Origin of the sequence: Bacteroides sp. AR29 (assembly GCF_900217715.1) — a bacterium.
GTDB lineage: Bacteria > Bacteroidota > Bacteroidia > Bacteroidales > Bacteroidaceae > Bacteroides > Bacteroides uniformis.
In genome coordinates, this window is the sequence record NZ_OBMS01000004.1 from 121,008 (window position 1) to 145,343 (window position 24,336).

The window sequence follows — 24,336 nt, forward strand, 5'->3', positions numbered from 1 at the left end:
TCCATATTAAAACAATCTGTGTAATGAGAAATTATCAAATAATGAGATACCTGCTGATAGTCTGTTGGATTATCGGTAATATGCCGTCCGGGTGGGCGGCAGAGGGTGGTTCCACCTATACGCAAAGACCGGACGATCCGGAAGCATTCTACTTTACCCCGGAGAATTACGGCTTCAAGGCTGATGGAAAGTCTGACGTGACCGATGCACTTCAAGAGGCAATCAATCAGGTGAAGCGCGAAAAGAACTTTGGGATACTGTTTCTGCCGGAAGGAAATTATCGTATTAGCAAGACGATTCAAATTCCCTCATCCATTCGGCTGATTGGTTATGGGAAGAAACGGCCGGTGATTTATTTGGGAGCCGATACACCCGGTTTCCAGACTACTCAAAATTATATGATATGGTTTACGGGAGGGCTGGCACAAGAGGGCAGGAAGCCTTCGGATGCCGGTGCAGGTACTTTCTATAGTGCGGTGTCCAATGTGGATTTCCGTATAGACAAAGGTAATCCTCAAGCCGTCGCCATTCGTGCGCATTTTGCCCAGCATGGATTTATCAATCATTGCGACATTCGGATTGGTTCGGGGAAAGCCGGCATGTATGATGTTGGCAATGAACTGGAAGACGTCAGGTTTTATGGCGGTGAATATGGGATAATTTCCTCCAGGACTTCTCCGGGATGGCCTATGATGATGGTCGATACTTACTTTGAGGGGCAGAGAAAGGCGGCTGTCTATTCAAAAGAGGTGGGGTTTGCCATCGTCAATATGCATGTGAAGAATACGCCCGTTGCCTTTGAAATGGCAGAGAATCTGGCAGACCGTCTTCATGTGGAGAATTCGTTGTGGGAGAATATTTCGGAAGCCGGTGTCAGGGTGAGCGTAGAGGGAAATACTTTTTCGCAATTGAATCTGGTGAATGTGGATTGCAGGAATGTTCCCGTACTGGTGGGCTATGCTCAAAGTGGAAAGAAAGTGGCCGGAAAAGCAAAAATGTACAGAGTCAAGGAGTTTACTTACGGTCTGGTGTATCAGGATTTGAATGATGCTTCTTCTTTCAGGGAAATATGTGAAATAGAGCCGGTGGCAAAACTGCCGGTTACACTTGGCAAGGACCTTCCGGTTCTTCCGGCAATGGAGACATGGGTCAATATCCGAGACTTAGGGGCAAAAGGTGATGGCGAGACTGATGATACGGAAGTTTTTGAGAAAGCTGTCTCTTTGCATAAAAACATCTATGTGCCCCAGGGTTGGTATCGCCTGACGAGAACGTTGAAGCTGTCTCCCGGTACTAAGCTGATTGGGCTGCATCCTTTTGGGACTCAATTTCTGTTGAAGGAAAGCGAGCCTGCATTCAGTGGTTTCGGCATGCCTGTGCCTTTGGTTGAATCTTCCGAAGGCGGCGACGACGTGCTGAATGGCATAGGTATTAATACCGGTGCGTATAATTACCGTGCTGTCGGCTGTAAATGGATGGCGGGTGAGCGTTCGTACTTGAATGATGTGAAGTTTGTAGGCGGGCACGGCACCTTGCGCAAACTGGCTCCGAATGTTTCCGGACAGTCGTCTTACCGCAGGGGCGAGCGTCGAATTAGTTCCCCGTCTTCTCCGGTCATGGAGACCGGTAAGGATATGGCTTGGGACAACCAGTATTGGAGTTTGTGGATTACAAACAATGGCGGCGGGACAATTAAGGATGTTTGGACAGCCAGTACGTATGCTGCCAGTGGGCTTTATATTAGCGAAACGAAGACTCCGGGACGTATTTATGCCATGTCTTTGGAGCATCATGTCCGTACTGAAGCCCGTTTCCATAATGTGGCCAACTGGAAAATTTATGCTTTCCAGTTTGAGGAAGAAGGTCGTGAAGGGCCTGATTGTTATATGGCAGAAATGTCCAATTGTCAAAATATCGAAATGGTAAATGTGTGGATGTATCGCGTGATCCGTGCCTTTATGCCGAAGAGGATAGGTTTCCGCATATGGGATTGCAAGAATATCACTTTCCGTAATATGCACAATTATACGCAGATATTGCCAGTCATAGAGTTTCCTATATATGATATGAATAAGAAGTTGCCCGTTTATTCGTGGGACTTTGCCCGTCTCACTGTTTCGGGTAGCGAGAAGAGCCTTCGCCCTTCCTGCACGGTCATGGACAAGCCTGTGAAGCTGGCTACCGGTTTTGAACTGGCCTCCGGAGCTACTACCGACAGTAAAGGAAATATCTACTTCTGTGAAAACCGTCTGAAGAAAATCTATAAATGGTCGGCAGACACGGAGCAGATTACTTTGATAGCCGATTATCCCTGGAAACCTTTTACATTGGCCACTGATACGCAAGACAATCTGCTGGTTATTTTCCGCTATGACCCTCAGCCGGGTTATCTGGTGAACGGCAAGCAGGAAACGGTAGTGCGCTTGCCGGATGATAATCCGATGTACAGTGGTTGGGGTAACAGTGGCTGGAGTGCTTGGGGGTATTCTTTTAATCCGGATAACGTGGATGCTACGATGAAGCCTATGCCACGTGTCGTTACAGCCGGTATGAAGAATATACAGAAAGTCATTCACCCTTCCAGTCGTTGGAGAGGTGACTTTGACAAGGTGGTTGCCAGTATGCCTGAGTATAGTTTTGTCGCTCCGGATGGCGTGACAATTATTCCGGATACCTATGATTTGGGACGTTCTTGTGCTTTGACTGTTACAGTTCCCGGTCAGTCAGAACCGGTTTATATTGTAAATGAGATGAATAAAACGACAGTACAACTTTCCGTTGGTGGGGATGGCCGTTTGACAGAACAAGGAATAATATGTCCTTATGGCCAATACAGTAATGTGACCGATGCTGACGGAAATGTCTATGTTGCTGATGGTGAAATATTTGTCTATGACAAATATGGTAAAGAGCAGAGACGTATTCAGATAGAAGAACGCCCGATTTCCTTGGCAATTGGTGGAAGGCAGAAGGATATGCTTTTTGTTACCACCTCAAGTTCTTTCTATGGAATTAAGATACGTTAGGTATTGTATAGGTAAAAAAGAATTAGCCCCTGCGGTCGTTTTATATCGCAGGGGCTAATTTATTATAAGAAGGTCTCTTTTCCTTATAGGCTGATTGTTTGGAATATTATTTTTCCAGCAGCTCTTTCAGAAAAGAATCCAGTTCCTCATCCAATCCTTTCAGTAGCTCTTCATTGACCAATAGAGTATCATCATCCATCAGCAACAGTTCTGCTATTGTTTCTTTATCATCATCCACCAGTACAAAAGAGAATGGTTTCAGGATAGTCAGCTTGTCGAACTTTCCTTCATTTTTCATGTTGCAGAGCAGTGAGGACAAGATACGCTCTACATTTTCGTAGAAATCATCCCCCTCGTATGTCATCCATTCTTCAATGGAAGTATTGGCAAGCTCTTCATCTTCATCATCAAAGATAGACAGTTCGCCCGAATTCTGATTCGGTTGCAGATGAATGTCTGTAACGATAGTCTGTTCGCAACCGCAGGTGTATTTGCCGATTGCTTTTTTAAGAGTGTCCTCCAAGAGTGCTAATGACGATTGACTGAGCTTCATAATAACTTTCTTTTCTTAATGGTTGTTCAAAGGTATAAAAAAAACGGTTATCTCTGCATCATTTGACTAAAAATCATCATCAAATCTGTTCATTTGCATGTTCAGGCGTGCCATTCCCTCTTTTCGTTTCTCCAATTCGTCTACATACATGCTGATAAAGATATAATAGGAGATGGTTCCATCATGTATTTCGCCTGTCTCTTTTTTGTCTGTCTTGCTTTTCTCACGGGCAAGGGTTTGCGCTTTTAATGCCCATTCCAAGGCAGTATCTATGCTGTCTTGCATTTCGTAGCCCAAAGCGGTGTTATAGGCTGCATACATTTTCTGTTTTCCTTTTTTTGTTTCGTAGGTCTGCTTCCAGAGCTCTACTGCTTTACTCCAATTTTCTTCTTTGGCATATACGGCTGCGTCACGCATATTTACAGAACCACCACTGAAGAGATAGCGGTTACTGGTTTTCCAATAGGGGAGTAGATGTCTTACCGGAACCGTTCCTGCAAATTCAGATGCTTGCTTCACCATGTCTTCTTCGCTGATGAGGCGGGAACGTACTGACGCTTCACCATTTCCTGCCTCTTCCCAGAAAATACTGTCATTGCTGTTGACGGTCACCATAGGACCTTTGCGGTTAGGTAAATATATTCTGACGGTAGGATATACCTTTACATCCACTGTGCCGAGGAACACACCCCAGTCGGGCATATAACTTATCTTGCGATTGGAACGCATTTGTATGTTTTCCAGGGCTATCAGGAAATCTACGTCCAAATTCTGTGTAAGTTCCAGTACTTCATCTCTCGATAATGTGCTTTCGCGGGGATTGATGTCTTTACTCCGGAGGGCAGAGTCGCATATCACAACCTCTTCAAAGTAGTTTTCGTTGGCAAGGGCCTCTGCAAGGGATTCGGTTGTTATTGCGGCGTCTCCATTGTAGTAGTTGGTGAGGCGTGCCACCTCATTCTCGCTTTTTTTCTGTTCTTCCTCAGTGATGATGAGTTTGTTGTCCGGTACGTTTGGCATGTTGTTGACAACAGCCACACGTTTCAGTGTTGCCGGGAAACTGACTTCTGCCGGAAGCATATAATCAATGGACAGTTGTTCTACACTCTGGCAGCTGCCTAACAGCAGAGAACCCATCAATAACAGACAATAGTGATATTTGGTCATAGTCTTTGGTTTTGTTCTTTGGAGCAAAAGTACTCTTTTAGCTGAATATTCAAAAGCTGGAACGAATAAAAAATGTGATAATGTGGCAGGAGAAAAAGTGATAGGGTGATAAAAGATACCTGACGGTATCATCTTATCACCCTATCGCCTTATCATTTTATAGCTTTGATTTATGCATTCCTTCCGTGGCAGTTTTTGTATTTCTTACCGCTTCCGCAAGGACAAGGATCATTGCGTCCTACGGTCTTCTCGGCACGGATAGGTTCGCGTCTTGGTTGTTCACGTGTATCTTGTGCCGCAGCGGCCTGCTGGTTCGGGTCATTCAAATCAACCTTCTGTTCGCGATACTTGCTCATATCCTGGCGTTGTTCCGGAGCAGCCTGGCGCACCTCTACTTGGCGGGGAGCCTGGGGAGCCTCAGGGGCTTCAGCCGGAGCCTCTTGTACCGGGATTTGTCCACGCATTAAGATAGAGATAGTCTGATTATTAATCTTATTCACCATGGCATCAAACAAGTTCACAGATTCCAGCTTGTAAATCAGCAGCGGGTCTTTCTGCTCGTAACTTGCATTCTGCACGGAGTGTTTCAGCTCGTCCAGCTCGCGCAGGTTTTCTTTCCATGCTTCGTCGATGACGTGCAGCAAGATGGATTTCTCGAATGACTTCACCACCTCCTTACATTCTGTCTCATAAGCTCTCTTCAGGTTGCAGGAGATGTTATACATACGTTTTCCGTCTGTGATGGGGATAAGTATGTTTTCGTACATGTGTCCCTGCGTTTCGTATACTTGTTTGATGACCGGATAGGCTATCTGTGCCATACGTTCTGTCTTGCGTTTGAAGAGTTCCATGGCAGCGTCAAAAGTTCTGTCTGCCAGTTTTTCTTTCTTCTCATTACGGAATTCCTCTTCGGTGAAAGGTACTTCCATGGCAAGTGTCTGGAGCACATCCATCTTGCAGTTTTCGTAGTCGGGCGCTTCAATGGCATTGGCACAACGGTCCCAAATCATGTTCACGATATCCATGCCGATACGTTCGCCCATCAAAGCGTGGCGGCGTTTGGTGTAGACTACTGTACGTTGCTTGTTCATCACGTCGTCATATTCCAACAGACGCTTACGGATGCCGAAGTTGTTTTCCTCAACTTTCTTTTGTGCACGTTCAATGGACTTGGAAATCATGCCGTGTTCAATCATTTCACCTTCTTTGAAACCCAGTTTGTCCATTACACTGGCAATGCGGTCACTGGAGAACAAACGCATCAGGTCATCTTCCAAAGATACGAAGAATACAGAAGAACCCGGGTCGCCTTGACGTCCTGCACGACCACGTAACTGACGGTCCACACGGCGTGATTCGTGGCGTTCTGTACCGATGATGGCAAGACCGCCTGCAGCTTTCACTTCCGGACTCAGCTTGATGTCGGTACCACGGCCGGCCATATTGGTAGCGATGGTTACAGCACATTTCAAACCGGCAGTAGCCACAATATCCGCTTCCTTCTGATGCAGTTTGGCATTCAATACACTATGTTCAATCTTACGCATGGTAAGCATTTTGCTCAACATTTCAGAGATTTCAACAGAAGTGGTACCCACCAGTACGGGGCGTCCTGCTGCCACCATTTTTTCTATCTCTTCGATGACTGCTTTATATTTTTCACGTTTTGTCTTGTAAACGCGGTCATTCATGTCATTACGGGCAATGGGGCGGTTAGTCGGAATAACCACTACATCCAGTTTGTAGATGTCCCACAACTCGCCGGCTTCTGTTTCTGCCGTACCGGTCATACCGGATAGTTTGTGGTACATACGGAAATAGTTCTGTAATGTAATGGTGGCAAAAGTCTGGGTGGCAGCTTCTACTTTCACGCCTTCTTTGGCTTCGATGGCTTGGTGCAAACCGTCAGAATAACGACGTCCTTCCATGATACGTCCCGTCTGCTCATCCACAATCTTCACTTGGCCGTCAATTACCACATATTCGTCATCTTTCTCGAACATGGTGTATGCCTTCAACAGTTGGTTGATGGTATGCACACGTTCGCTTTTGATGGCATAGTTGGTCATCAGGGCATCCTTCTTTTCAAGGCGCTGTTCGTCTGTCAGCTCTGTTTCGTTTTCCAAGGCAGAGAGTTGCGCTGTGATATCGGGGAGTACGAAGAAAGTGGGGTCCTCTACATTGCTACTAATCAAGTCTACGCCCTTGTCCGTCAAATCCACGCTGTTCATTTTCTCTTCGATAACGAAGTACAGCGGGTCAGTCACCTCGTGCATGCGCTTGTTGTTCTGCTCCATGTAGATTTCTTCGGTCTTCAGCATACCGGCCTTGATGCCTTGTTCGCTGAGGAACTTGATGAGTGCCTTGTTCTTGGGCAGGCACTTGTGACTGCGGTACAAAGCGAGGAAGCCTTCTTCCTGGTCTTTCTTATCGTTTGATGCAATCAGGCGCTTGGCATCGGCCAGGTATTGGGTAGCCAGTTTTTTCTGAGCTTCTACCAGACGTTCCACTTGCGGGCGGAGCTGTTCGAAGAGTTGGTCATCGCCTTTGGGAACCGGTCCGGAGATAATCAGCGGAGTACGGGCATCATCAATCAATACTGAGTCCACCTCATCGACAATGGCATAATTATGTTGGCGTTGTACCAGGTCTTTGGGGCTGATAGCCATGTTGTCACGCAGGTAGTCGAAACCGAATTCATTGTTTGTACCGAACGTGATATCTGCCAGATAAGCTTTGCGACGGGCATCAGAGTTGGGCTGGTGCTTGTCGATGCAATCTACACTCAAACCGTGGAACATGTAAAGAGGACCCATCCATTCGGAGTCACGTTTTGCCAGATAGTCGTTCACTGTTACCACGTGCACGCCGTTACCAGTCAGGGCATTGAGGAATACCGGTAGGGTAGCTACCAATGTCTTACCTTCACCGGTTGCCATTTCGGCAATCTTACCTTTATGTAGAACCACACCACCGAATAGCTGTACATCATAATGTACCATGTTCCATACAGTATCGTTACCACCTGCTATCCAATGGTTCTGGTAGATGGCTTTATCGCCTTCGATGCGTACAAAGTCTTTAGTGGCAGCCAGTTGGCGGTCAAAATCGGTAGCTGTAACCACTATTTCTTCATTTTCAGAGAATCGTTTGGCTGTTTCCTTTACAATAGAGAAAGCGGTGGGTAATACTTCGTCCAGCGCTTTTTCATAAATCTCCAATATCTCTTTCTCGATTTTGTCGATTTGGTTGAAGAGGTCTTCGCGTTTTTCCAGTTCGGTATCTTCAACGTTGGCTTTCAGTTCTTCCACTTTGGCGCGTTGTTCGGCTGCCGAATCGTGGATGTAGGCTTTCAGTTCTTCTGTCTTGGCGCGTAGGGCGTCGTTGTCGAGTTTGGCTACTTCCGGGTAAGCGGCTTTGATTTTCTCCACCCACGGTTGTATTTCTTTCATGTCGCGTGTGGATTTGTTGCCGAAAATCGAGCTTAAAAATTCATTAAATCCCATTATATATTTGTTTTTATTATTATTGCTGAGTTAGTTGAGCGTGCAAAGTTACTGATTTCTATACAGATTATCCAGATTTGCACAGATTATTTTAGAATCAAAAGTCAAGGGGAGATGCTGTACTTGCATTAGGGGCGCGGATGCGCATTACACTTGCCAAGGTAGGGGCAATGCGGTCAATACTGATGGGGGTACGGATGGTTTCAGCCTTCATTCCTCCTCCCAATAAAATGAGGGGAGCAGGAATATCGGCCGTACGTACTACACGGTTATCAGTACTATTTTCCTGCATGATAGTCCAGCCCGGGAGTATTTCAATGAGCAAATCGCCAGAGCGCTTGCGATGAAAACTATTGCGTATACGTTCTATTTGCGGTGACCAGGGGCCCAAAAGCAGGCGATGAGCTGAATATACTTCGCTCACGCCACTAAACTGAACCAGAAATTCGGCAGATTTTTCTTGAATTTCAGTCAGGCTCAACTGCTTGTTCTCAATAAGTTTATGGTTGAGATAGATTTGTTGGTCATAATAAGCTTCCACATATTGTCCCTCGCCATAGGATGCCATGAGGTACATGTTTAGCAGGGCGGCACAGCGGTTCAGGTAGAATTCACCACCCGGTATCCGGTATACGCCCGGGTCGGCTGCTTCCGGGTCGGCATAGCCGGTGGAGGTGATGCAGAAAAGTACGTTGTGGAGCCCAACTTTACGTTCTATGAGCTCTAATAAGGAAGCTATACTACGGTCCAGTCGCACGTAGGTGTCTTGCATTTCCATGGCACATTCCTGCGTACTTCGGTGGTTATAATTTCCTGCGTAGTAAGTCAGCGATAATAGGTCGGGCACGTCATCTTGTCCGATAGTGCTCTTATTCAGCAGCTCTTCGGTCAGCAGGTTGACTTCCTCATTGATGAAAGGGCTGGTTATCAAGCGGCGGAACTTGTTTGTCCGTTCACCATCCAGCTTGTATTTGAATGGCTCGTTGCGCCATTCGGGCAGAAATGTATAGTTGGTAAAAGGAAGTGCAGGTGTCCATACCATATCCTTGATACGGTAGTCAGGAGATTTCCAGTCGTTGTATTGGCTCAGCCACCACGGAAATTCATTATAATAAGTCGTACTGCACCATTTTCCGGTATTGTTATTAAGCCAGAAAGCACCGTTCCCCGCGTGCCCGGCACCCAATATGGCGGCATCGCGGAAAGGCGCGATGGCATAGACCAGACCTTTGTTGCGGGTAGCTATTTTCAGCTCGTCGGCAATAGTAGAGGTCAGTAATTGGGAGGGGGAAGTGCTTTCGTCGGTATAGTTGCCCATGAAGTTGGGGTCTTCTACACAGTTTATGGGGCGTAGTGTACCTGCATCCAGCCACTGCTCTGCAATGATGCCGTTCATGGACGGTGTTGTCCCGGTATAGATGGCGGCAATGGCCGAGGCTCGGTCCGTTCCGCAAAAAGGAAATTCTGCTTGACGGAATACTTTACCTTCACGCAGTAAGCGCTTAAACCCCTTTTCTCCGTATAAGGACGAAAATGCTTCCATATAGTCTGTACGCAACTGGTCAATGGTCAATGTTACCACCAGCTTTGGGGAGGCAGGCAGCGGTTGGGCTTGCAGACCACTGAATGTAAGTGCGAGTATGGAAGTTATCAGTCCTTTTTTCATTACTTTCGTTTGTATGTTAGAATGAGGTTGCTTGCAGAACGTATCAGCAAACACAGTGCCAAAGGTAATACTGCTGGCGGAATTCTCTGCGGAATTATTGTCCAAAGCCCTATAAAAAGTGTTAAAACTACAAAATCAACCAGCATATAGCGGCTTATTTCCCTTTTTCGTACCCTGGATAGCATGAATGGAAGGCAGAAAAGGTGAAATGGATGGAATACAAATAATATATAATTGGGACTTACTGCCGGATGCTGTGAGAATAGTGCTAAAAATGCCAGTATACATCCAGCCATTCCGGCAACCAAGAAGAGTATGAGGTCTATGCCCCAAAGAGTTTTCCCTCTTCGTATGCCGTAAATGCTGATGCCTGCTACAAGTATCAGTAATAGCGAAGCCGACTGCATCGGTGTGATGCCTCTGCTGACGAAGTCGGCTGGTGTTTTACCCGTTACTACGATTTTTTCTTCTTTGGCAACCAGTGGCCGTGCTTGTCCTTCTTTGTCCACAATCTGCGCTTTATTGAAATACTCCTGCATGTAGAAGGGGACGAACATTGCCAGCCGCCGGTTGATGGGTTCGTCTGCTTTGCTGCCCATGCATAGGTCCATGCCGAAACGTGACCACAAATGGCCTTCACTGTATTTATGCAGCAAATCCCTGAAAGAGATTCCCGTACTGTTAGCAGTCATATTGTCAGCGTATTGCAGAGTGCCGTTGATGGCACGCTCTATCTGGTCCCGCGGGCGGGTGGCACAATTGTCGTAGAAAAAATTGTAGCGGTATACTCGGTTTTCAGGGCGGTAGTTCTCTGTCAATAGTGCTATCAGGCGTTCTTTTTCCTCTTCTGTTAGATTTAACGTTTGTTGCCAGACATCGCGTCCCAGATAGTTGTATTCGGCGGCGAAATGCTCATAATCGGTTACTCCAAGTTGATAATCCGTTTCTCCCAAGGCAAAACGGAAGATGAAGTTAGGGGCGTTGAAGTTGAACATGCCGTAATTGAAGACGGCGTCAATGCCACGTGTATAGTTCTCGTACCGTATGGCAGTGTGTCCGAATAGGGAATAAATCTCTCCTCCTGCAGCGCAAGTCAGTAGGCTGACGCGTACGGAGTCTGTTGCAGCAGTCTTTTGCTGTTGTGTCACCTGGGCATTTGCTGAAGGCAAACAGAAGAAAAAGATTACTATATATATATGTATAAGTAGGCTTCGTTTCATGCTGCAAACTTACGGAAAAAACTAATATTATCCCAATTTGTGATTAGGAACTAAAGCGGTTATTCGCGTTATTCCGGTCATCTGTGTCCGAAGAATCTTTTTTAATTATGAACTTGATACAATTCTTAATTCGCATTATTGGTTGTTTTGAATCAACTGTCGAGTACGAGTGGTAGATATTTTCTATTTACAAACGATACGGGTGCAAGAAATAGTGGTATATTGAACCTGATTCAGTCGTATACTGAATGCCATTCAATCGTATACTGAATAGGGCTCAGTCGTATACTGAATGTAGCGCATTTAGTTGTATTGATAATCAGGTGGTTGTGGTATGATGTTGCGGCTTTAATAAATCTCAACAGAATGTAAAAGTGGCATTGTGGTTGTTTGGTGTGGATGTGAATAAGAATTCTTGTGCAGTTGTTCTTCTAATAAAGAGATGGTTTCTGCTGAATTTCAATATTAATGTTATATCTTTGCGCCGCTAAATTTATGCAATACGGTGAATCTCATTATTGATATAGGAAATACAATCGCCAAGATGGCGGTGTTTGATGGTGAACGTATCGTGGAGGTGGTGTATGACTCCAATCTGACGTTGGAACGGTTGCCTGAAGTATGCCGTACATATACGATTGAAAAAGCGATAGTGGCTACTGTCATTGATTTGAGTAGAGAGGTGTTGTCGCAACTGGAAGATATGGCTGTCCCCATTCTGTGGCTCAATGAAAAGACTTCTCTTCCGGTAGAAAACCTCTATGAAACTCCCCGGACGCTGGGGTATGATCGTATGGCGGCGGTGGTAGGAGCCAATGAGCAATTTCCTGGCAGGGATATACTGGTGATTGATGCCGGTACCTGTATCACTTATGAGTTTGTTGATGCTGCTGCCCGCTATCATGGCGGGAATATCTCTCCCGGCCTGCAGATGCGTTTCAAGGCGCTTCATCAGTTTACCGGACGGCTTCCAATGGTGGCTCTTGAGGGGCGGATGGTGCCCATGGGGAAGGATACCGATACAGCTATCCGTGCCGGAGTACTGAAGGGTATTGAATATGAAATTTCAGGTTACGTTACGGCTATGAAGCATAAATATCCTGAACTTTTGGTTTTTTTAACGGGCGGGGATGATTTTTCTTTTGATACAAACTTAAAAAGTATCATCTTTGCAGACAGATTTTTAGTGTTGAAAGGATTAAATAGAATTTTAAACTATAATAATGACAGGCTATAGACAAACACTGTTAGTGCTCTTGCTCACGATATTATCAGGAGCGGCAGTCGCTCAAAATAATACAAATTCTCCCTATACACGATATGGATATGGACAGTTATCTGAACAAGGCTCAAGTAACAGCAGGGCGATGGGTGGTATTGCCTATGGTTTACGAGACAAGTATCAGACAAACTTCGCTAATCCAGCATCCTATACGGCGGTAGATTCGCTGACTTTTATCTTTGATGGAGCAGTCTCTTTACAGAATACAAACCTCAGTAACGGTACTCTGAAACGAAATGCCAAGAATTCCAGTTTTGATTACATCACGATGCAGTTTCGTGCAAGTAAATGGGCTGCCATAAGCTTGGGATTGTTGCCTTATTCGAATGTGGGATACAGCATGGGAGAGTACCGGGAAGATACGGAATTCCCAGACAAATCTACGACGGTAAGCTATTCGGGAGAAGGAGGTCTGCATCAGCTTTATTTAGGTGCGGGCTTTAAAATAATTAAAAATCTTTCTGTCGGTGCGAATTTTTCGTATCTTTGGGGAGATATAACAAGAACCGCTGCGGAAACCTTTCCGTCCAGTTCAAGTGTATTTCCTATTACAATACAGTCTAATGTGGCTGTAAAGAGTTATAAGTTGGATTTTGGAGCGCAGTACACCCATCAGTTTGGGAAAAAGCATGTTGCAACGTTGGGAGTCGTCTTTTCTCCGGGGCATGATTTGAGTAACGATGCGTACGAAGTTACGCAGACTGGTGATAGCAATACGGGAGCTACTTCGGCAACGAGGGATACTATTGTTACTTGCGGCATTCCGACAACATTTGGCGCAGGTGTGACGTACGTGTACGACAATCGTCTGACGGTAGGAGCGGATGTGATGTTCCAGAATTGGAGCAAAGTGAGCTATATGAACAATGACGAGGCGTTTTGCGACCGTGGAAGAATATCCGTTGGTGCAGAGTATCTGCCGAATCCTATGGGAAGAAGTTATTTGTCTCATGTGAAGTATCGTTTGGGAGCTTATTATTCCAAACCTTATTATAAGATAGACGGTGTACGTGCCGCTGATGAATATGGTGTTACTGCCGGTTTTGGATTACCCATACCGAGAACCCGTTCTGTATTGAGCCTTTCTGCGCAATACGTGCGAACCAAAGGAACCCAAGCAGCGTTCTTGAACGAAAATACATTGCGCATTTGTATCGGAGTAACCTTTAACGAACGTTGGTTCTTCAAGCGTAAAGTGGATTAATGGAAATTGAATAGACAAAAATATAACAACTAAAATTTAAATACAATGAAAATTAAGACGCTTGTGGCTGTCTTGCTCCTTTCGGGTGGAGTGACCAGCACTTTCGCACAGACTGAAAATTGTAATTCGAACAGTAGTATCTCTCATGAAGCAGTGAGAGCTGGTAACTTTAAGGATGCATACGCTCCTTGTATGGCTGTATTGAAGGATTGTCCTACACTGCGGTATTACACATTTACAGATGCTCAGAAGATTTTAGTGGGTTTCTTGAGTCAGATTAAGGATAGAAATTCTGCTGATTACAAGAAGTATTTTGATGAGTTGATGGATGTATATGATTTGAGAATGAAGTATATTCCTGAATTCATTGGTAAGGGAATGAAGGGCGTGCCGAGTGTGGCTGATGCCTTGGGTGCCAAAGCTGTGGATTATCTTCAGTTCGCTCCTGCTCCGGACCTTAATACGGCTTATAATTGGCTGAAAGAATCTGTTCATGCTGAAAAGGGTGGTTCCAAAGGTGCGGTGTTGCACTATTTCCTGGATACTTCCATGCAGAAGGTAAAGGCTGATGATAATCATACCGACCAGTTCTTCCAGGATTATATTGATGCTTCCAAGTATGCAGATGACGCACTTGCTGCTGAAACCAAGGAAGCTAAGAAGGCTAACTTGCAAGCTATCAAGGATAACCTCGTGGCCATGTTCATTCAGAGTGGTGTAGCTGATTGTGAATCTTTGCAGAATATCTATGGTCCTAAGGTGGAAGCAAGCAAGACTGACTCCGCTTTCTTGAAGAAGGCATTGAACATCCTGAAATTGATGAAGTGCAACGAAAGCGAAGTTTACTTCAAGGCATCTGAGTACATGTATCAGATTGACCCGACTGCCGATGCAGCTGTAGGTGTAGCATACATGTACTATAAGAAAGGTGACTATGACAATGCCGTGAAGTATTTTGATGAAGCATTGGCTAAAGAAACAGATAATGACAAGAAGGCTGAAATGGCATACGCTACTGCCGCAGCCTTGATGCAGGCCAAGAAACTCTCTCAGGCAAGAAGCTACTGCCAAAAGGCTATGAGCTTTAAGGAGAACTATGGAGAGCCTTATATTTTACTGGCACAGCTTTACGGCTCCAATCCTAACTGGACCGATGAGCCTGCTCTGAATAAGTGTACTTACTTTGTAGTAATTGACAAGCTGCAGAGAGCTAAAGCTGTAGATCCTTCAGTTACAGAACGTGCTAACGAATTGATTAGTACTTATTCCCGCCACACTCCCCAGGCTAAAGACCTCTTTATGTTGGGTTACAAAGCTGGTGACCGTATCACTATCGGTGGATGGATAGGTGAATCTACAACTATCAGATAAAATCATGTTGCTACAACCCATCAACATTGTTTATCATAAAAATGCGAGCATAACCATTGTCCTTGGGGCAATGGTTATGCTTCTTTTATTTTCTTCGTGTTCCGGGAAGAAGAAGGAGCTGGGAGATGCCATTACCGAGCGTGACTCTATGGCAGTGATGGATACCCGTGGGGTGACTACACTGGTTTCTGATTCCGGTGTAACGCGTTACCGCATCAATACGGAAGAGTGGCTGGTCTTTGACCGGAAGAATCCTCCTTACTGGGCTTTTGAAAAGGGGGTCTATTTGGAGAAGTTCGACTCTATCTTCCAAGTGGAGGCAAGTATCAAGGCTGATACAGCCTACTTCTTTAATAAGGAGGAGTTGTGGAAACTGATGGGGAATGTGCATATACAGAATTTGAAAGGTGAGCAGTTTGATACAGAGCTGCTGTATTGGGACCAGCGGGCACAAAGAATTTATTCGGATGAGTTTATCCGTATCGAGCAGCCTGACCGTATCATTACGGGACATGGCTTTGAATCCAATCAGCAGATGACTGTTTACACGATTCGCAAGCCGGAAGGTATCTTCTATGTTGACGAGGAGACTGCCGCAACAGATAGTTTGCAGACTGATACCATAAATTGATAAAATGGATACCGTTATTTTTTTATTGATAACCATGGCTTTCTCCGCTTTCTTTTCAGGAATGGAGATTGCCTTTGTTTCCGTAGATAAACTGCGCTTTGAGATGGAAAGGAAGTCAGGCGTCACTTCCGGTATCATTTCCTATTTCCTTCGCAACCCGAATAACTTCATCTCGACCATGCTGGTGGGTAATAACATCGCGCTTGTCATTTATGGTATCTTGATGGCACAAATCATAGAGGTGAATCTTCTTGCCGGAATTATTTCCAATCATTTTGTAATGGTGTTGGTGCAGACTGTAATTTCCACTCTTATTATTTTGGTAACCGGTGAGTTCTTGCCGAAGACTTTGTTTAAAATCAATCCCAATCTGATGCTGAGGGTATGTGCCATTCCTTTATTCATATGTTATGTCATTCTGTTTCCTGTTTCAAAGTTTGCATCGGGATTGTCGTATCTGTTCCTTCGGATATTTGGGATGAAAGTAAACAAGGAGGCGTCGGCCAAGGCTTTTGGCAAAGTGGATTTGGATTACTTCATCCAGTCGAGCATAGAGAATGCGGAAAGTGAAGAAGAACTGGATGCAGAGGTAAAGATATTCCAAAATGCGCTTGACTTTTCGAATATAAAGATACGCGACTGTATTGTACCGCGTACAGAGGTGGTAGCTGTAGATCTGACCACTACATTGGAAGAATTGAAATGTCTTTTTGTGGAGTCGGGTATTTCCAAAATCATAGTATATGATGGAAATATAGATAATGTGGTGGGATATATTCACTCGTCGGAGATGTTCAGGAATCCGGTGGACTGGAGGAATAACGTGAAGGAAGTGCCTATTGTACCCGAAACGATGTCGGCCCACAAACTGATGAAACTGTTCATGCAGCAGAAAAAAACGATTGCTGTAGTGGTGGACGAATTCGGTGGTACGGCGGGTATCGTCTCTTTGGAGGATTTGGTGGAAGAAATTTTCGGCGATATTGAGGATGAGCATGATAATACGTCCTATGTATGTAAGCAGCTGGGTGAACGTGAATATGTGCTTTCGGCCCGTCTGGAAATAGAAAAGGTAAATGAGACTTTCGGGCTCGACCTGCCGGAATCGGATGATTATCTGACAGTGGGCGGTCTGATTCTGAACCGTTATCAAAGTTTCCCGAAGCTGCATGAAGTGATTGAAGTGGATAATTATCAGTTTAAAATAATCAAGGTAACAGCCACTAAAATTGAGTTGGTAAGACTGAAAGTCATTGAATAATTTCATTTAGGCATAATTTTTTAAAGAATAAATGGATGCGTATTAGCATTTTTTGTATCTTCGTGCGCTAAAATGAACGTGTTAGGAAAATAATAATAAACAAATAAATCATATTAACTAAAATGGCAACATTACAAAACATTCGGTCTAAAGGACCTTTATTGGTGATTGTTATTGGTTTGGCGCTGTTTGCTTTCATCGCAGGTGACGCGTGGAAAGTGCTTCAGCCACACCAGTCACAAGACGTAGGTGAAGTGAACGGGGAATCAATTTCCGCTCAGGATTTTCAAGCATTGGTAGAAGAATATACAGAAGTCATCAAGTTCTCCAGTGGCAACAGTGCATTGAGCGATGAGCAGACAAACCAAATCAAAGATGAAGTATGGAGAACATACGTCAATAATAAGCTGATTGAAAAGGAAGCAAAGAAACTCGGTCTGGTTGTATCGAAGGCTGAGATTCAGGCTATCATTAATGCCGGTGTGCATCCGATGCTGCAACAGACTCCGTTCCGTAATCCTCAGACCGGTGCGTTTGATAAGGATATGTTGAAGAAGTTCTTGGTGGACTATTCAAAAATGAATAAGGCGCAGATGCCTTCACAATATGCAGAATACTATGAATCCATGTACAAGTTCTGGTCTTTCCTCGAAAAGTCTCTTATCCAGGCACGTCTTCAGGAGAAGTATCAGGCTTTGATTACAAAATCTCTTTTCTCCAACCCGGTAGAAGCTCAAGACGCTTTTGATGCAAGAGTAGAGCAGTCAGACCTGCTGCTTGCTGCAGTTCCCTATTCTTCTATCGTTGACTCTACCATCGTTATCAAGGATTCTGATTTGAAGGCTGCATACGACAAGAAGAAAGAACAGTTCAAGCAATATGTGGAAACTCGCAATATCAAGTTCATTGATGTGCAAGTTACTGCAAGTGCAGAAGACAGAGCTGCTCTCCAGAAGGAAATGGAAGAATACACCGAACAACTTACTGCCAATCCTTCTGACTATACTACCTTCATCCGTTCTACCGGTTCCGAAGCTCCTTATACAGACTTGTTCTACACTACTAAGTCTCTGCCTGCTGATGTGACAGCCCGTTTGGATTCTGTTGCGGTGGGTGGTGTATTCGGACCTTATTATAACGTATCGGACAATACTCTTAACTCTTTCAAGAAATTGGCTACTGCTGCTATGCCGGACTCTATCGAGTTCCGTCAGATTCAGGTAGTTGCCGAAGATGCTGAAAAGACGAAGACTTTAGCCGACAGCATCTACAATGCTATTAAGGGTGGTGCCAGCTTTGCTGAAATTGCGAAGAAGTACGGTCAGACCGGTGAGCCTACCTGGATTTCTTCTGCTAACTACGAAGGCGCACAGATTGACGGTGACAACTTGAAATACATTACCGCTGTCACAACTTTGGGACAGAACGAACTGACCAATCTGGCGTTGGGACAAGCAAATGTCATTTTGCAAGTAACCAACAAGAAGGCTGTCAAGGATAAATATAAGGTAGCCGTTATCAAGCGTCCGGTAGAATTCAGCAAGGAAACTTACAGCAAGGCATACAATGAGTTTAGCCAGTTCATCGCTGCAAACAATACTTTAGAGAAAATGATTGCCAATGCGGAAGATGCCGGTTACAAGTTGCTGGATAGAGCCGACTTGTACAGCTCTGAACATGGTATCGGTGGTATCAGAGGAACCAAAGATGCTTTGAAATGGGCGTTTGAGGCAAAAGCCGGTGAAGTTTCCGGTTTGTACGAATGTGGCGAGAGCGACCGTATGCTGGTAGTAGGTGTTGCAAGTATTGTTCCTGAAGGTTATCGCCCACTGGCTTTGGTAAAGGACCAGTTGAGAGCTGAAATTCTCCGTGACAAGAAAGCAGAGAAGATTATGGCTGATATGAAGGCTGCCAATGCAACTTCGTTCGAGCAGTACAAGAATATGGCAAATGCTGTTAGTGATTCTGTAAAGCACGTTACTTTCTCTGCTCCTGCCTATATCCCGGCATTGCGTAGCAGCGAACCTCTGGTAGGCGCATACGCTTCTATTGCCGAAGTGAACAAGCTGAGTGCTCCTATCAAGGGTAACGGTGGTGTATTCGTTCTGCAACCTTATGCAAAAGAGAAGCTGAACGAAACATTCAACAAGGAAACTGAAGAGGCTAACTTGGCTAACATGCATGCACGCATGGCAAGCCAGTTCATCAGTGACTTGTATCTGAAAGCCAACGTAAAAGACCAACGTTATTTATTCTTCTAAGAATAGAAAACCCATATTGAAAAGCCGTTCGGTACTCCCGGGCGGCTTTTTCATTCTCTGTACATTTCATTTTCTATACTCTCCGTTGTCTTTGTGCAACTTTATTCCTACCTTTGCATTCTTGAAAGAGTTTTGTTTTTAATGAAAAACGATATGCAGAAACGACCTCTATTGGGCTTGACGCTCTCTGAATTGCAGAATGTGGTGAAGAATCTGGGAATGCCCGGTTTCTCTGCCAAGCAGATAGCTTCCTGGCTGTATGACAAGAAGGTGACTTCTATAGACGAAATGAGCAATCTTTCGTTGAAGCATCGGGAATTGCTGAAAGAAATCTATGAGGTAGGTGCCGAAGCGCCGGTAGATGCCATGCGCTCTGTAGACGGTACGGTGAAATACTTGTACCGGGCAGGCGAGGGGCATTTCGTGGAAGCTGTCTATATACCCGACGAAGACAGGGCTACGCTTTGTGTCTCCTCGCAGGTGGGCTGTAAGATGAATTGCAAGTTCTGTATGACCGGCAAACAAGGTTTTACTGCCAATCTGACATCCAACCAGATTATTAATCAAATCAATTCGTTGCCCGAAAGGGACAAGCTTACCAATGTGGTAATGATGGGCATGGGTGAACCACTTGATAATCTGGACGAGGTATTGAAAGCGCTGGAAATAATGACCGCCTCTTATGGGTATGCGTGGAGTCCCAAGCGTGTTACACTTTCTTCTGTGGGATTGAAGAAGGGCTTGCAGCGTTTTATTGAGGAATCGGACTGCCATCTGGCTATCAGCCTTCATTCGCCGATACCTTTGCAACGCCGCGAACTGATGCCGGCAGAGAAGGCGTTCTCCATCACGGAGATTGTGGAATTGTTAAGAAACTATGATTTTAGCAAACAGCGCAGACTATCTTTTGAATATATTGTTTTCAAAGGAGTGAATGACTCGTTACCGTATGCAAAGGAACTTCTGAAGCTGCTACGCGGGCTGGACTGCCGGATTAACCTGATTCGTTTTCATGCCATACCTGGAGTGAATCTTGAAGGGGCTGATATGGAAACCATGACTGCGTTCCGTGATTATCTGACTTCGCACGGTCTGTTTACCACTATACGGTCATCGCGTGGAGAGGATATATTTGCCGCTTGTGGCATGTTGTCCACTGCCAAGCAGGAGGAGAATAAAGAAGAATTAATATAAATTATTAACTTAGGTAGGGAGGATATTACGCATTCTTCGTAGCTTTGTGAAAAACTAAAATGATAGAGATATGAGAAAGCACTTGTTTTATTTAAGTATGGTTCTCGTACTGACACTTTTTTCCGCTTGCGGTGGTGGTAAAAAGGGTGTGTTTACTCCGACCTCCAGTGGTCGTGCGTATGAAGTTCTGGTAGTGGTGGAGCCCGGCTTGTGGGAACGTCCTGCCGGTAGGGCGCTTTTCGATGTGCTTGATTCTGATGTTCCGGGGCTTCCCCAGTCAGAACGTTCATTCCGAATCATGTATACTGCCCCTTCCAATTATGATGCCACTTTAAAACTGATTCGCAATATCATTATTGTCGATGTGAACAAGGACCTCTATACCCAGCCTAAATTCAAGTATGCAAGGAATGTATATGCTGCTCCTCAGTCTATTCTCACTATTCAGGCACCGGACGAGGCTTCGTTCGAGAAATTTGTGGAGGAGAATAGGCAGGTAATCATCGATTTCTTTACCCATGCGGAAATGAATCGTCAGATTTCAGTATTGAAGGACAAGCATAGCGACTATATAGCAACGAAGGTGAAAAGCCAGTTCGATTGCGATGTATGGGTGCCGGGCGAACTGACATCTACCAAGGAGGGTGAGAACTTCTTCTGGGCAGGTACGAATGCAGCTACCGGCGACCAGAACTTTGTAATCTACTCTTATCCTTATACGGATAAGGATACGTTTACTAAAGAATATTTTGTTCATAAACGCGATTCCGTGATGAAGGTTAATATCCCTGGTGCCCGTGAAGGCATGTATATGTCGACGGATTCTCTGATGACCGATGTACGCCCCATCAGTGTGCAGGGAGACTATGCACTGGAGGCCCGCGGCTTGTGGCGCATAAAGGGTGACTTCATGGGCGGTCCGTTCGTATCGCATGTACGTTTGGACAAGGCCAATCAGCGTATTATCGTATCTGAAATATTTATTTATTCACCTGATAAAATGAAACGTAATCTGGTACGTCAGATGGAGGCTTCGCTCTATACCTTGAAACTGCCCGGCAGCAAGCAGGAAGGTGCGGAAATTCCGGTAGGCGTAACCTCAAAAGATACTACTAATAATAAGTAATAAAAATGGAAGACAACAAAATAAGAGTCGGCATTACACAAGGCGACATTAATGGTGTAGGGTATGAAGTGATTTTAAAGACGTTTGCAGACCCGGTGATGCTGGAATTGTGCACGCCGATTATCTACGGTTCGCCTAAAGTGGCAGCTTATCATCGTAAATCATTGGACTTGCCTACCAACTTCAGTATCGTCAACTCCGCCTCCGAAGCGGTTCCCAATCGCTTGAGTGTAGTGAACTGTACGGATGATGAAGTAAAGGTTGAGTTCTCTAAACCTGACGTTGAAGCTGGTAAAGCTGCACTTGGTGCACTGGAAAAAGCCATTGAGGAATATAAGGAGGGAATGATAGACGTGATTGTCACAGCTCCCATCAACAAGCATACCATCCAGTCGGAGGAGTTTGCCTTCCCCGGACATACGGAGTATATAGAGCAAAAATTGGGAGATGGCGAGAAGGCCCTTATGATTCTGATGAAAGATGACTTCCGGGTAGCATTGGTGACCGGACATATTCCCGTTAAAGAGATAGCCGGAAGCATCACCAAAGAACTGATACAAGAAAAACTGAAGATATTCAACCGCTCCTTGAAGCAGGATTTTGCTATCAGCGCACCGCGTATTGCAGTGCTTTCGCTGAATCCGCATGCAGGAGACGGCGGATTGCTGGGAACTGAAGAGCAGGAGATTATCATTCCGGCCATCAACGAAATGGCTGCTAAGGGTATGCTTTGCTATGGTCCTTATCCGGCAGACGGGTTTATGGGCTCAGATAACTTTACCCATTTTGATGGTATCCTGGCCATGTATCACGACCAGGGGCTGGCACCGTTCAAGGCATTGGCTATGGACGAGGGCGTGAACTATACTGCCGGCTTGCCGGTGATACGCACTTCGCCTGCTCATGGCACGGCCTACGATATTGCCGGGAAAGGAATCGCCTCTGAAGATTCATTCCGGCAGGCTATCTATGTGGCAATAGATGTGTTCCGTAACCGCCAGCGTGAGAAAGAGGCACATGCAAATCCGCTGCGCAAGCAATATTACGAGAAACGTGACGATAGCGACAAACTGAAACTCGATAGTGTAGAAGAAGATTTGTAGAATGACAAAAGCGGAAATACAACAAGTAAAATTACGTTTCGGCATTATCGGCAACAATGAAGCGCTGATGCGTGCCATTGATATCGCTATCCAGGTAGCGCCCACCGACTTGTCTGTACTGATTACCGGAGAGAGTGGTGTGGGAAAGGAGAGCTTTCCGCAGATAATACACCAGTACAGCCGGCGCAAGCATGGACAGTACATTGCCGTGAACTGTGGAGCCATTCCCGAAGGGACGATTGACTCGGAACTGTTCGGTCATGAGAAGGGCGCATTTACCGGGGCTATCGGCGAACGGAAGGGGTATTTCGGTGAGGCCAACGGCGGAACAATCTTCCTTGATGAAGTCGGCGAATTGCCTTTGCCTACCCAGGCACGCTTGTTGCGTGTGCTCGAGAGCGGTGAATTCATCAAAGTAGGTTCTTCTAAGGTGGAAAAGACCGATGTGCGTATTGTTGCCGCTACCAATGTAAACTTGACACAAGCCATTGCTGACGGACGTTTTCGTGAAGACTTGTATTACCGTTTGAACACAGTTCCTATTCAGGTCCCTCCATTGCGCGAACGCGGTGAAGACGTGGTGCTGCTGTTCCGAAAGTTTGCTTCGGACTTTGCAGAAAAGTACCGTATGCCTGCCATTCAGCTGACGGAAGACGGCAAGCAAGTGTTGCTGGGCTACTCATGGCCGGGTAATGTGCGCCAGTTGAAGAATATCACCGAGCAGATATCCATCATTGAGACCAATCGTGAAATCAATGCATCCATACTGAAGGGCTATCTGCCTGAGCAGAACAATATGCAGCGCCTGCCTGCCTTGTTTGGAGTGAAGGAGGACAAGAGCTTTGGGAGTGAACGGGAAATTCTCTACCAGGTTCTGTTTGATATGCGCCAGGATGTAACGGACTTGAAAAAGTTGGTGCATGAGATTATGGCTGAAAGGGGAACGGTAGCCAATCCGGCGGTTGCCACATCGGCCTACTATACGCCGGCTACTCCGGCGGTGGTACCTCCGGTAACATCCAGTGTTCCCACCATTATACATCCTTCGGTAAAGCCGGTTACTCCGGTGGACGATGATTTCCAGGATACGGAAGAATATGTGGAGGAGTCACTCTCCCTGGATGAAGTGGAGAAAGAAATGATACGTAAGGCGCTTGAAAAACATCACGGCAAGCGTAAGAGTGCGGCTCAGGATTTGAATATCTCTGAGCGTACGTTATACAGAAAGATAAAAGAATATGGATTGGATTAAAAAAGCGGCATTTGCTTCCTTGTTGGTAAGCTTGTTATTTCTGGTGAATTCATGTAGTATGAAGTTGGGACTTGCTCCGATAAGCTCTATCGACTATACAAAGGTAAAAACGATTTCCATTGCCGATTTCCAGAACCGGGCAGAGTATGTATATGCACCGCTGGCAACAGAATTTAACCAGAAAATGAAGGATATGTTCATTCAGCAGACTCGCCTGCAACTGGTGAATTCCGGAGGAGACCTGGAAATAGACGGAGAAATAACCGGCTACAATCAATATAATGAATCGGTGGATGCCAGCGGCTACTCTTCGAAGGTGAAGGTGACGCTGACTGTCAACGTGCGCTACACCAATAACACGAACCATGAGGAGGACTTTGAACAGCAGTTCTCGGCTTTCCAGACCTATGATTCCTCAAAATTGCTGACCGAAGTGCAGGACCAGCTGATAACCTTGATGGTGAAAGACATTGCCGAACAGATTTTCAATGCAACTGTAGCTAACTGGTAAAC

At 45.4% G+C, this 24,336-nt stretch carries 17 protein-coding genes; 12 read left to right on the forward strand and 5 right to left on the reverse strand.

The genetic code is table 11. The features are described from left to right. Nucleotides 1-23: 23 nt before the first annotated feature. Nucleotides 24-3,026, forward strand: coding sequence for a glycosyl hydrolase family 28-related protein (locus CSD97_RS03330; protein ID WP_098031967.1), 3,003 nt, complete (start codon nucleotides 24-26; stop codon nucleotides 3,024-3,026). Between the two features lie 106 nt (nucleotides 3,027-3,132). Here the strand turns inward: CSD97_RS03330 and CSD97_RS03335 are convergent, their stop codons facing one another. The 5 genes from CSD97_RS03335 to CSD97_RS03355 form a co-directional block, all read right to left on the reverse strand. Then, nucleotides 3,133-3,579 (reverse strand): hypothetical protein, encoded by a 447-nt coding sequence (locus tag CSD97_RS03335; protein ID WP_016272898.1) that lies wholly within the window; start codon nucleotides 3,577-3,579, stop codon nucleotides 3,133-3,135. Nucleotides 3,580-3,645: 66 nt separating this feature from the next. Then, entirely contained in the window at nucleotides 3,646-4,746 is a 1,101-nt protein-coding gene (locus CSD97_RS03340) for a DUF6340 family protein (protein WP_098031968.1), read from the reverse strand. Between the two features lie 170 nt (nucleotides 4,747-4,916). Continuing rightward, complete coding sequence (secA, locus tag CSD97_RS03345) at nucleotides 4,917-8,252, reverse strand: preprotein translocase subunit SecA (protein ID WP_098031969.1); 3,336 nt, start codon at nucleotides 8,250-8,252, stop codon at nucleotides 4,917-4,919. Between the two features lie 97 nt (nucleotides 8,253-8,349). After that, the gene (locus CSD97_RS03350; RefSeq protein WP_098031970.1) at nucleotides 8,350-9,918 is read right to left on the reverse strand and encodes an alkaline phosphatase family protein; all 1,569 of its coding nucleotides are present in this window, start codon (nucleotides 9,916-9,918) and stop codon (nucleotides 8,350-8,352) included. Further along, nucleotides 9,918-11,138, reverse strand: a complete 1,221-nt coding sequence (locus CSD97_RS03355; RefSeq protein ID WP_044468557.1) for a DUF4105 domain-containing protein — start codon at nucleotides 11,136-11,138, stop codon at nucleotides 9,918-9,920. The genes CSD97_RS03350 and CSD97_RS03355 overlap by 1 nt, the downstream gene beginning before the upstream one ends. Nucleotides 11,139-11,643: 505 nt before the next feature. Between CSD97_RS03355 and CSD97_RS03360 the strand changes: the two genes are divergently transcribed. The 11 genes from CSD97_RS03360 (at nucleotide 11,644) to CSD97_RS03410 (ending at nucleotide 24,334) form a co-directional block, all read left to right on the forward strand. Beyond that, entirely contained in the window at nucleotides 11,644-12,375 is a 732-nt protein-coding gene (locus tag CSD97_RS03360) for a type III pantothenate kinase (RefSeq protein WP_057097786.1), read from the forward strand. Further along, nucleotides 12,362-13,624, forward strand: a complete 1,263-nt coding sequence (locus tag CSD97_RS03365) for a hypothetical protein (RefSeq protein ID WP_057089747.1) — start codon at nucleotides 12,362-12,364, stop codon at nucleotides 13,622-13,624. Before CSD97_RS03360 ends, CSD97_RS03365 begins: the two co-directional genes overlap by 14 nt. A gap of 45 nt (nucleotides 13,625-13,669) precedes the next feature. Continuing rightward, nucleotides 13,670-14,995 carry a hypothetical protein gene (locus CSD97_RS03370; RefSeq protein ID WP_005831953.1) on the forward strand — a complete coding sequence of 442 codons (1,326 nt, stop codon included), beginning with the start codon at nucleotides 13,670-13,672 and terminating at the stop codon, nucleotides 14,993-14,995. Nucleotides 14,996-14,999: 4 nt separating this feature from the next. After that, nucleotides 15,000-15,626: an LPS export ABC transporter periplasmic protein LptC gene (gene lptC / locus CSD97_RS03375; protein WP_098031971.1), complete on the forward strand. Its 627-nt coding sequence runs from the start codon at nucleotides 15,000-15,002 to the stop codon at nucleotides 15,624-15,626. A gap of 4 nt (nucleotides 15,627-15,630) precedes the next feature. Next, entirely contained in the window at nucleotides 15,631-16,887 is a 1,257-nt protein-coding gene (locus CSD97_RS03380) for a hemolysin family protein (RefSeq protein WP_005831951.1), read from the forward strand. A 122-nt stretch (nucleotides 16,888-17,009) separates the two neighbouring features. Beyond that, nucleotides 17,010-19,148: a SurA N-terminal domain-containing protein gene (locus CSD97_RS03385; RefSeq protein WP_016272890.1), complete on the forward strand. Its 2,139-nt coding sequence runs from the start codon at nucleotides 17,010-17,012 to the stop codon at nucleotides 19,146-19,148. Nucleotides 19,149-19,301: 153 nt separating this feature from the next. After that, nucleotides 19,302-20,342: a 23S rRNA (adenine(2503)-C(2))-methyltransferase RlmN gene (gene rlmN, locus CSD97_RS03390; protein ID WP_022401941.1), complete on the forward strand. Its 1,041-nt coding sequence runs from the start codon at nucleotides 19,302-19,304 to the stop codon at nucleotides 20,340-20,342. 70 nt (nucleotides 20,343-20,412) lie between these two features. Next, nucleotides 20,413-21,468, forward strand: coding sequence for a DUF4837 family protein (locus tag CSD97_RS03395; RefSeq protein WP_008665256.1), 1,056 nt, complete (start codon nucleotides 20,413-20,415; stop codon nucleotides 21,466-21,468). 5 nt (nucleotides 21,469-21,473) lie between these two features. Beyond that, entirely contained in the window at nucleotides 21,474-22,571 is a 1,098-nt protein-coding gene (gene pdxA / locus CSD97_RS03400; RefSeq protein ID WP_005831943.1) for a 4-hydroxythreonine-4-phosphate dehydrogenase PdxA, read from the forward strand. Nucleotide 22,572: 1 nt separating this feature from the next. Then, on the forward strand, nucleotides 22,573-23,823 hold the full coding sequence (locus tag CSD97_RS03405; protein WP_005831941.1) for a sigma-54 dependent transcriptional regulator: 1,251 nt from the start codon (nucleotides 22,573-22,575) through the stop codon (nucleotides 23,821-23,823). Then, nucleotides 23,810-24,334 carry an LptE family protein gene (locus CSD97_RS03410; protein ID WP_005831940.1) on the forward strand — a complete coding sequence of 175 codons (525 nt, stop codon included), beginning with the start codon at nucleotides 23,810-23,812 and terminating at the stop codon, nucleotides 24,332-24,334. Before CSD97_RS03405 ends, CSD97_RS03410 begins: the two co-directional genes overlap by 14 nt. The last annotated feature ends 2 nt before the right edge of the window (nucleotides 24,335-24,336 follow it).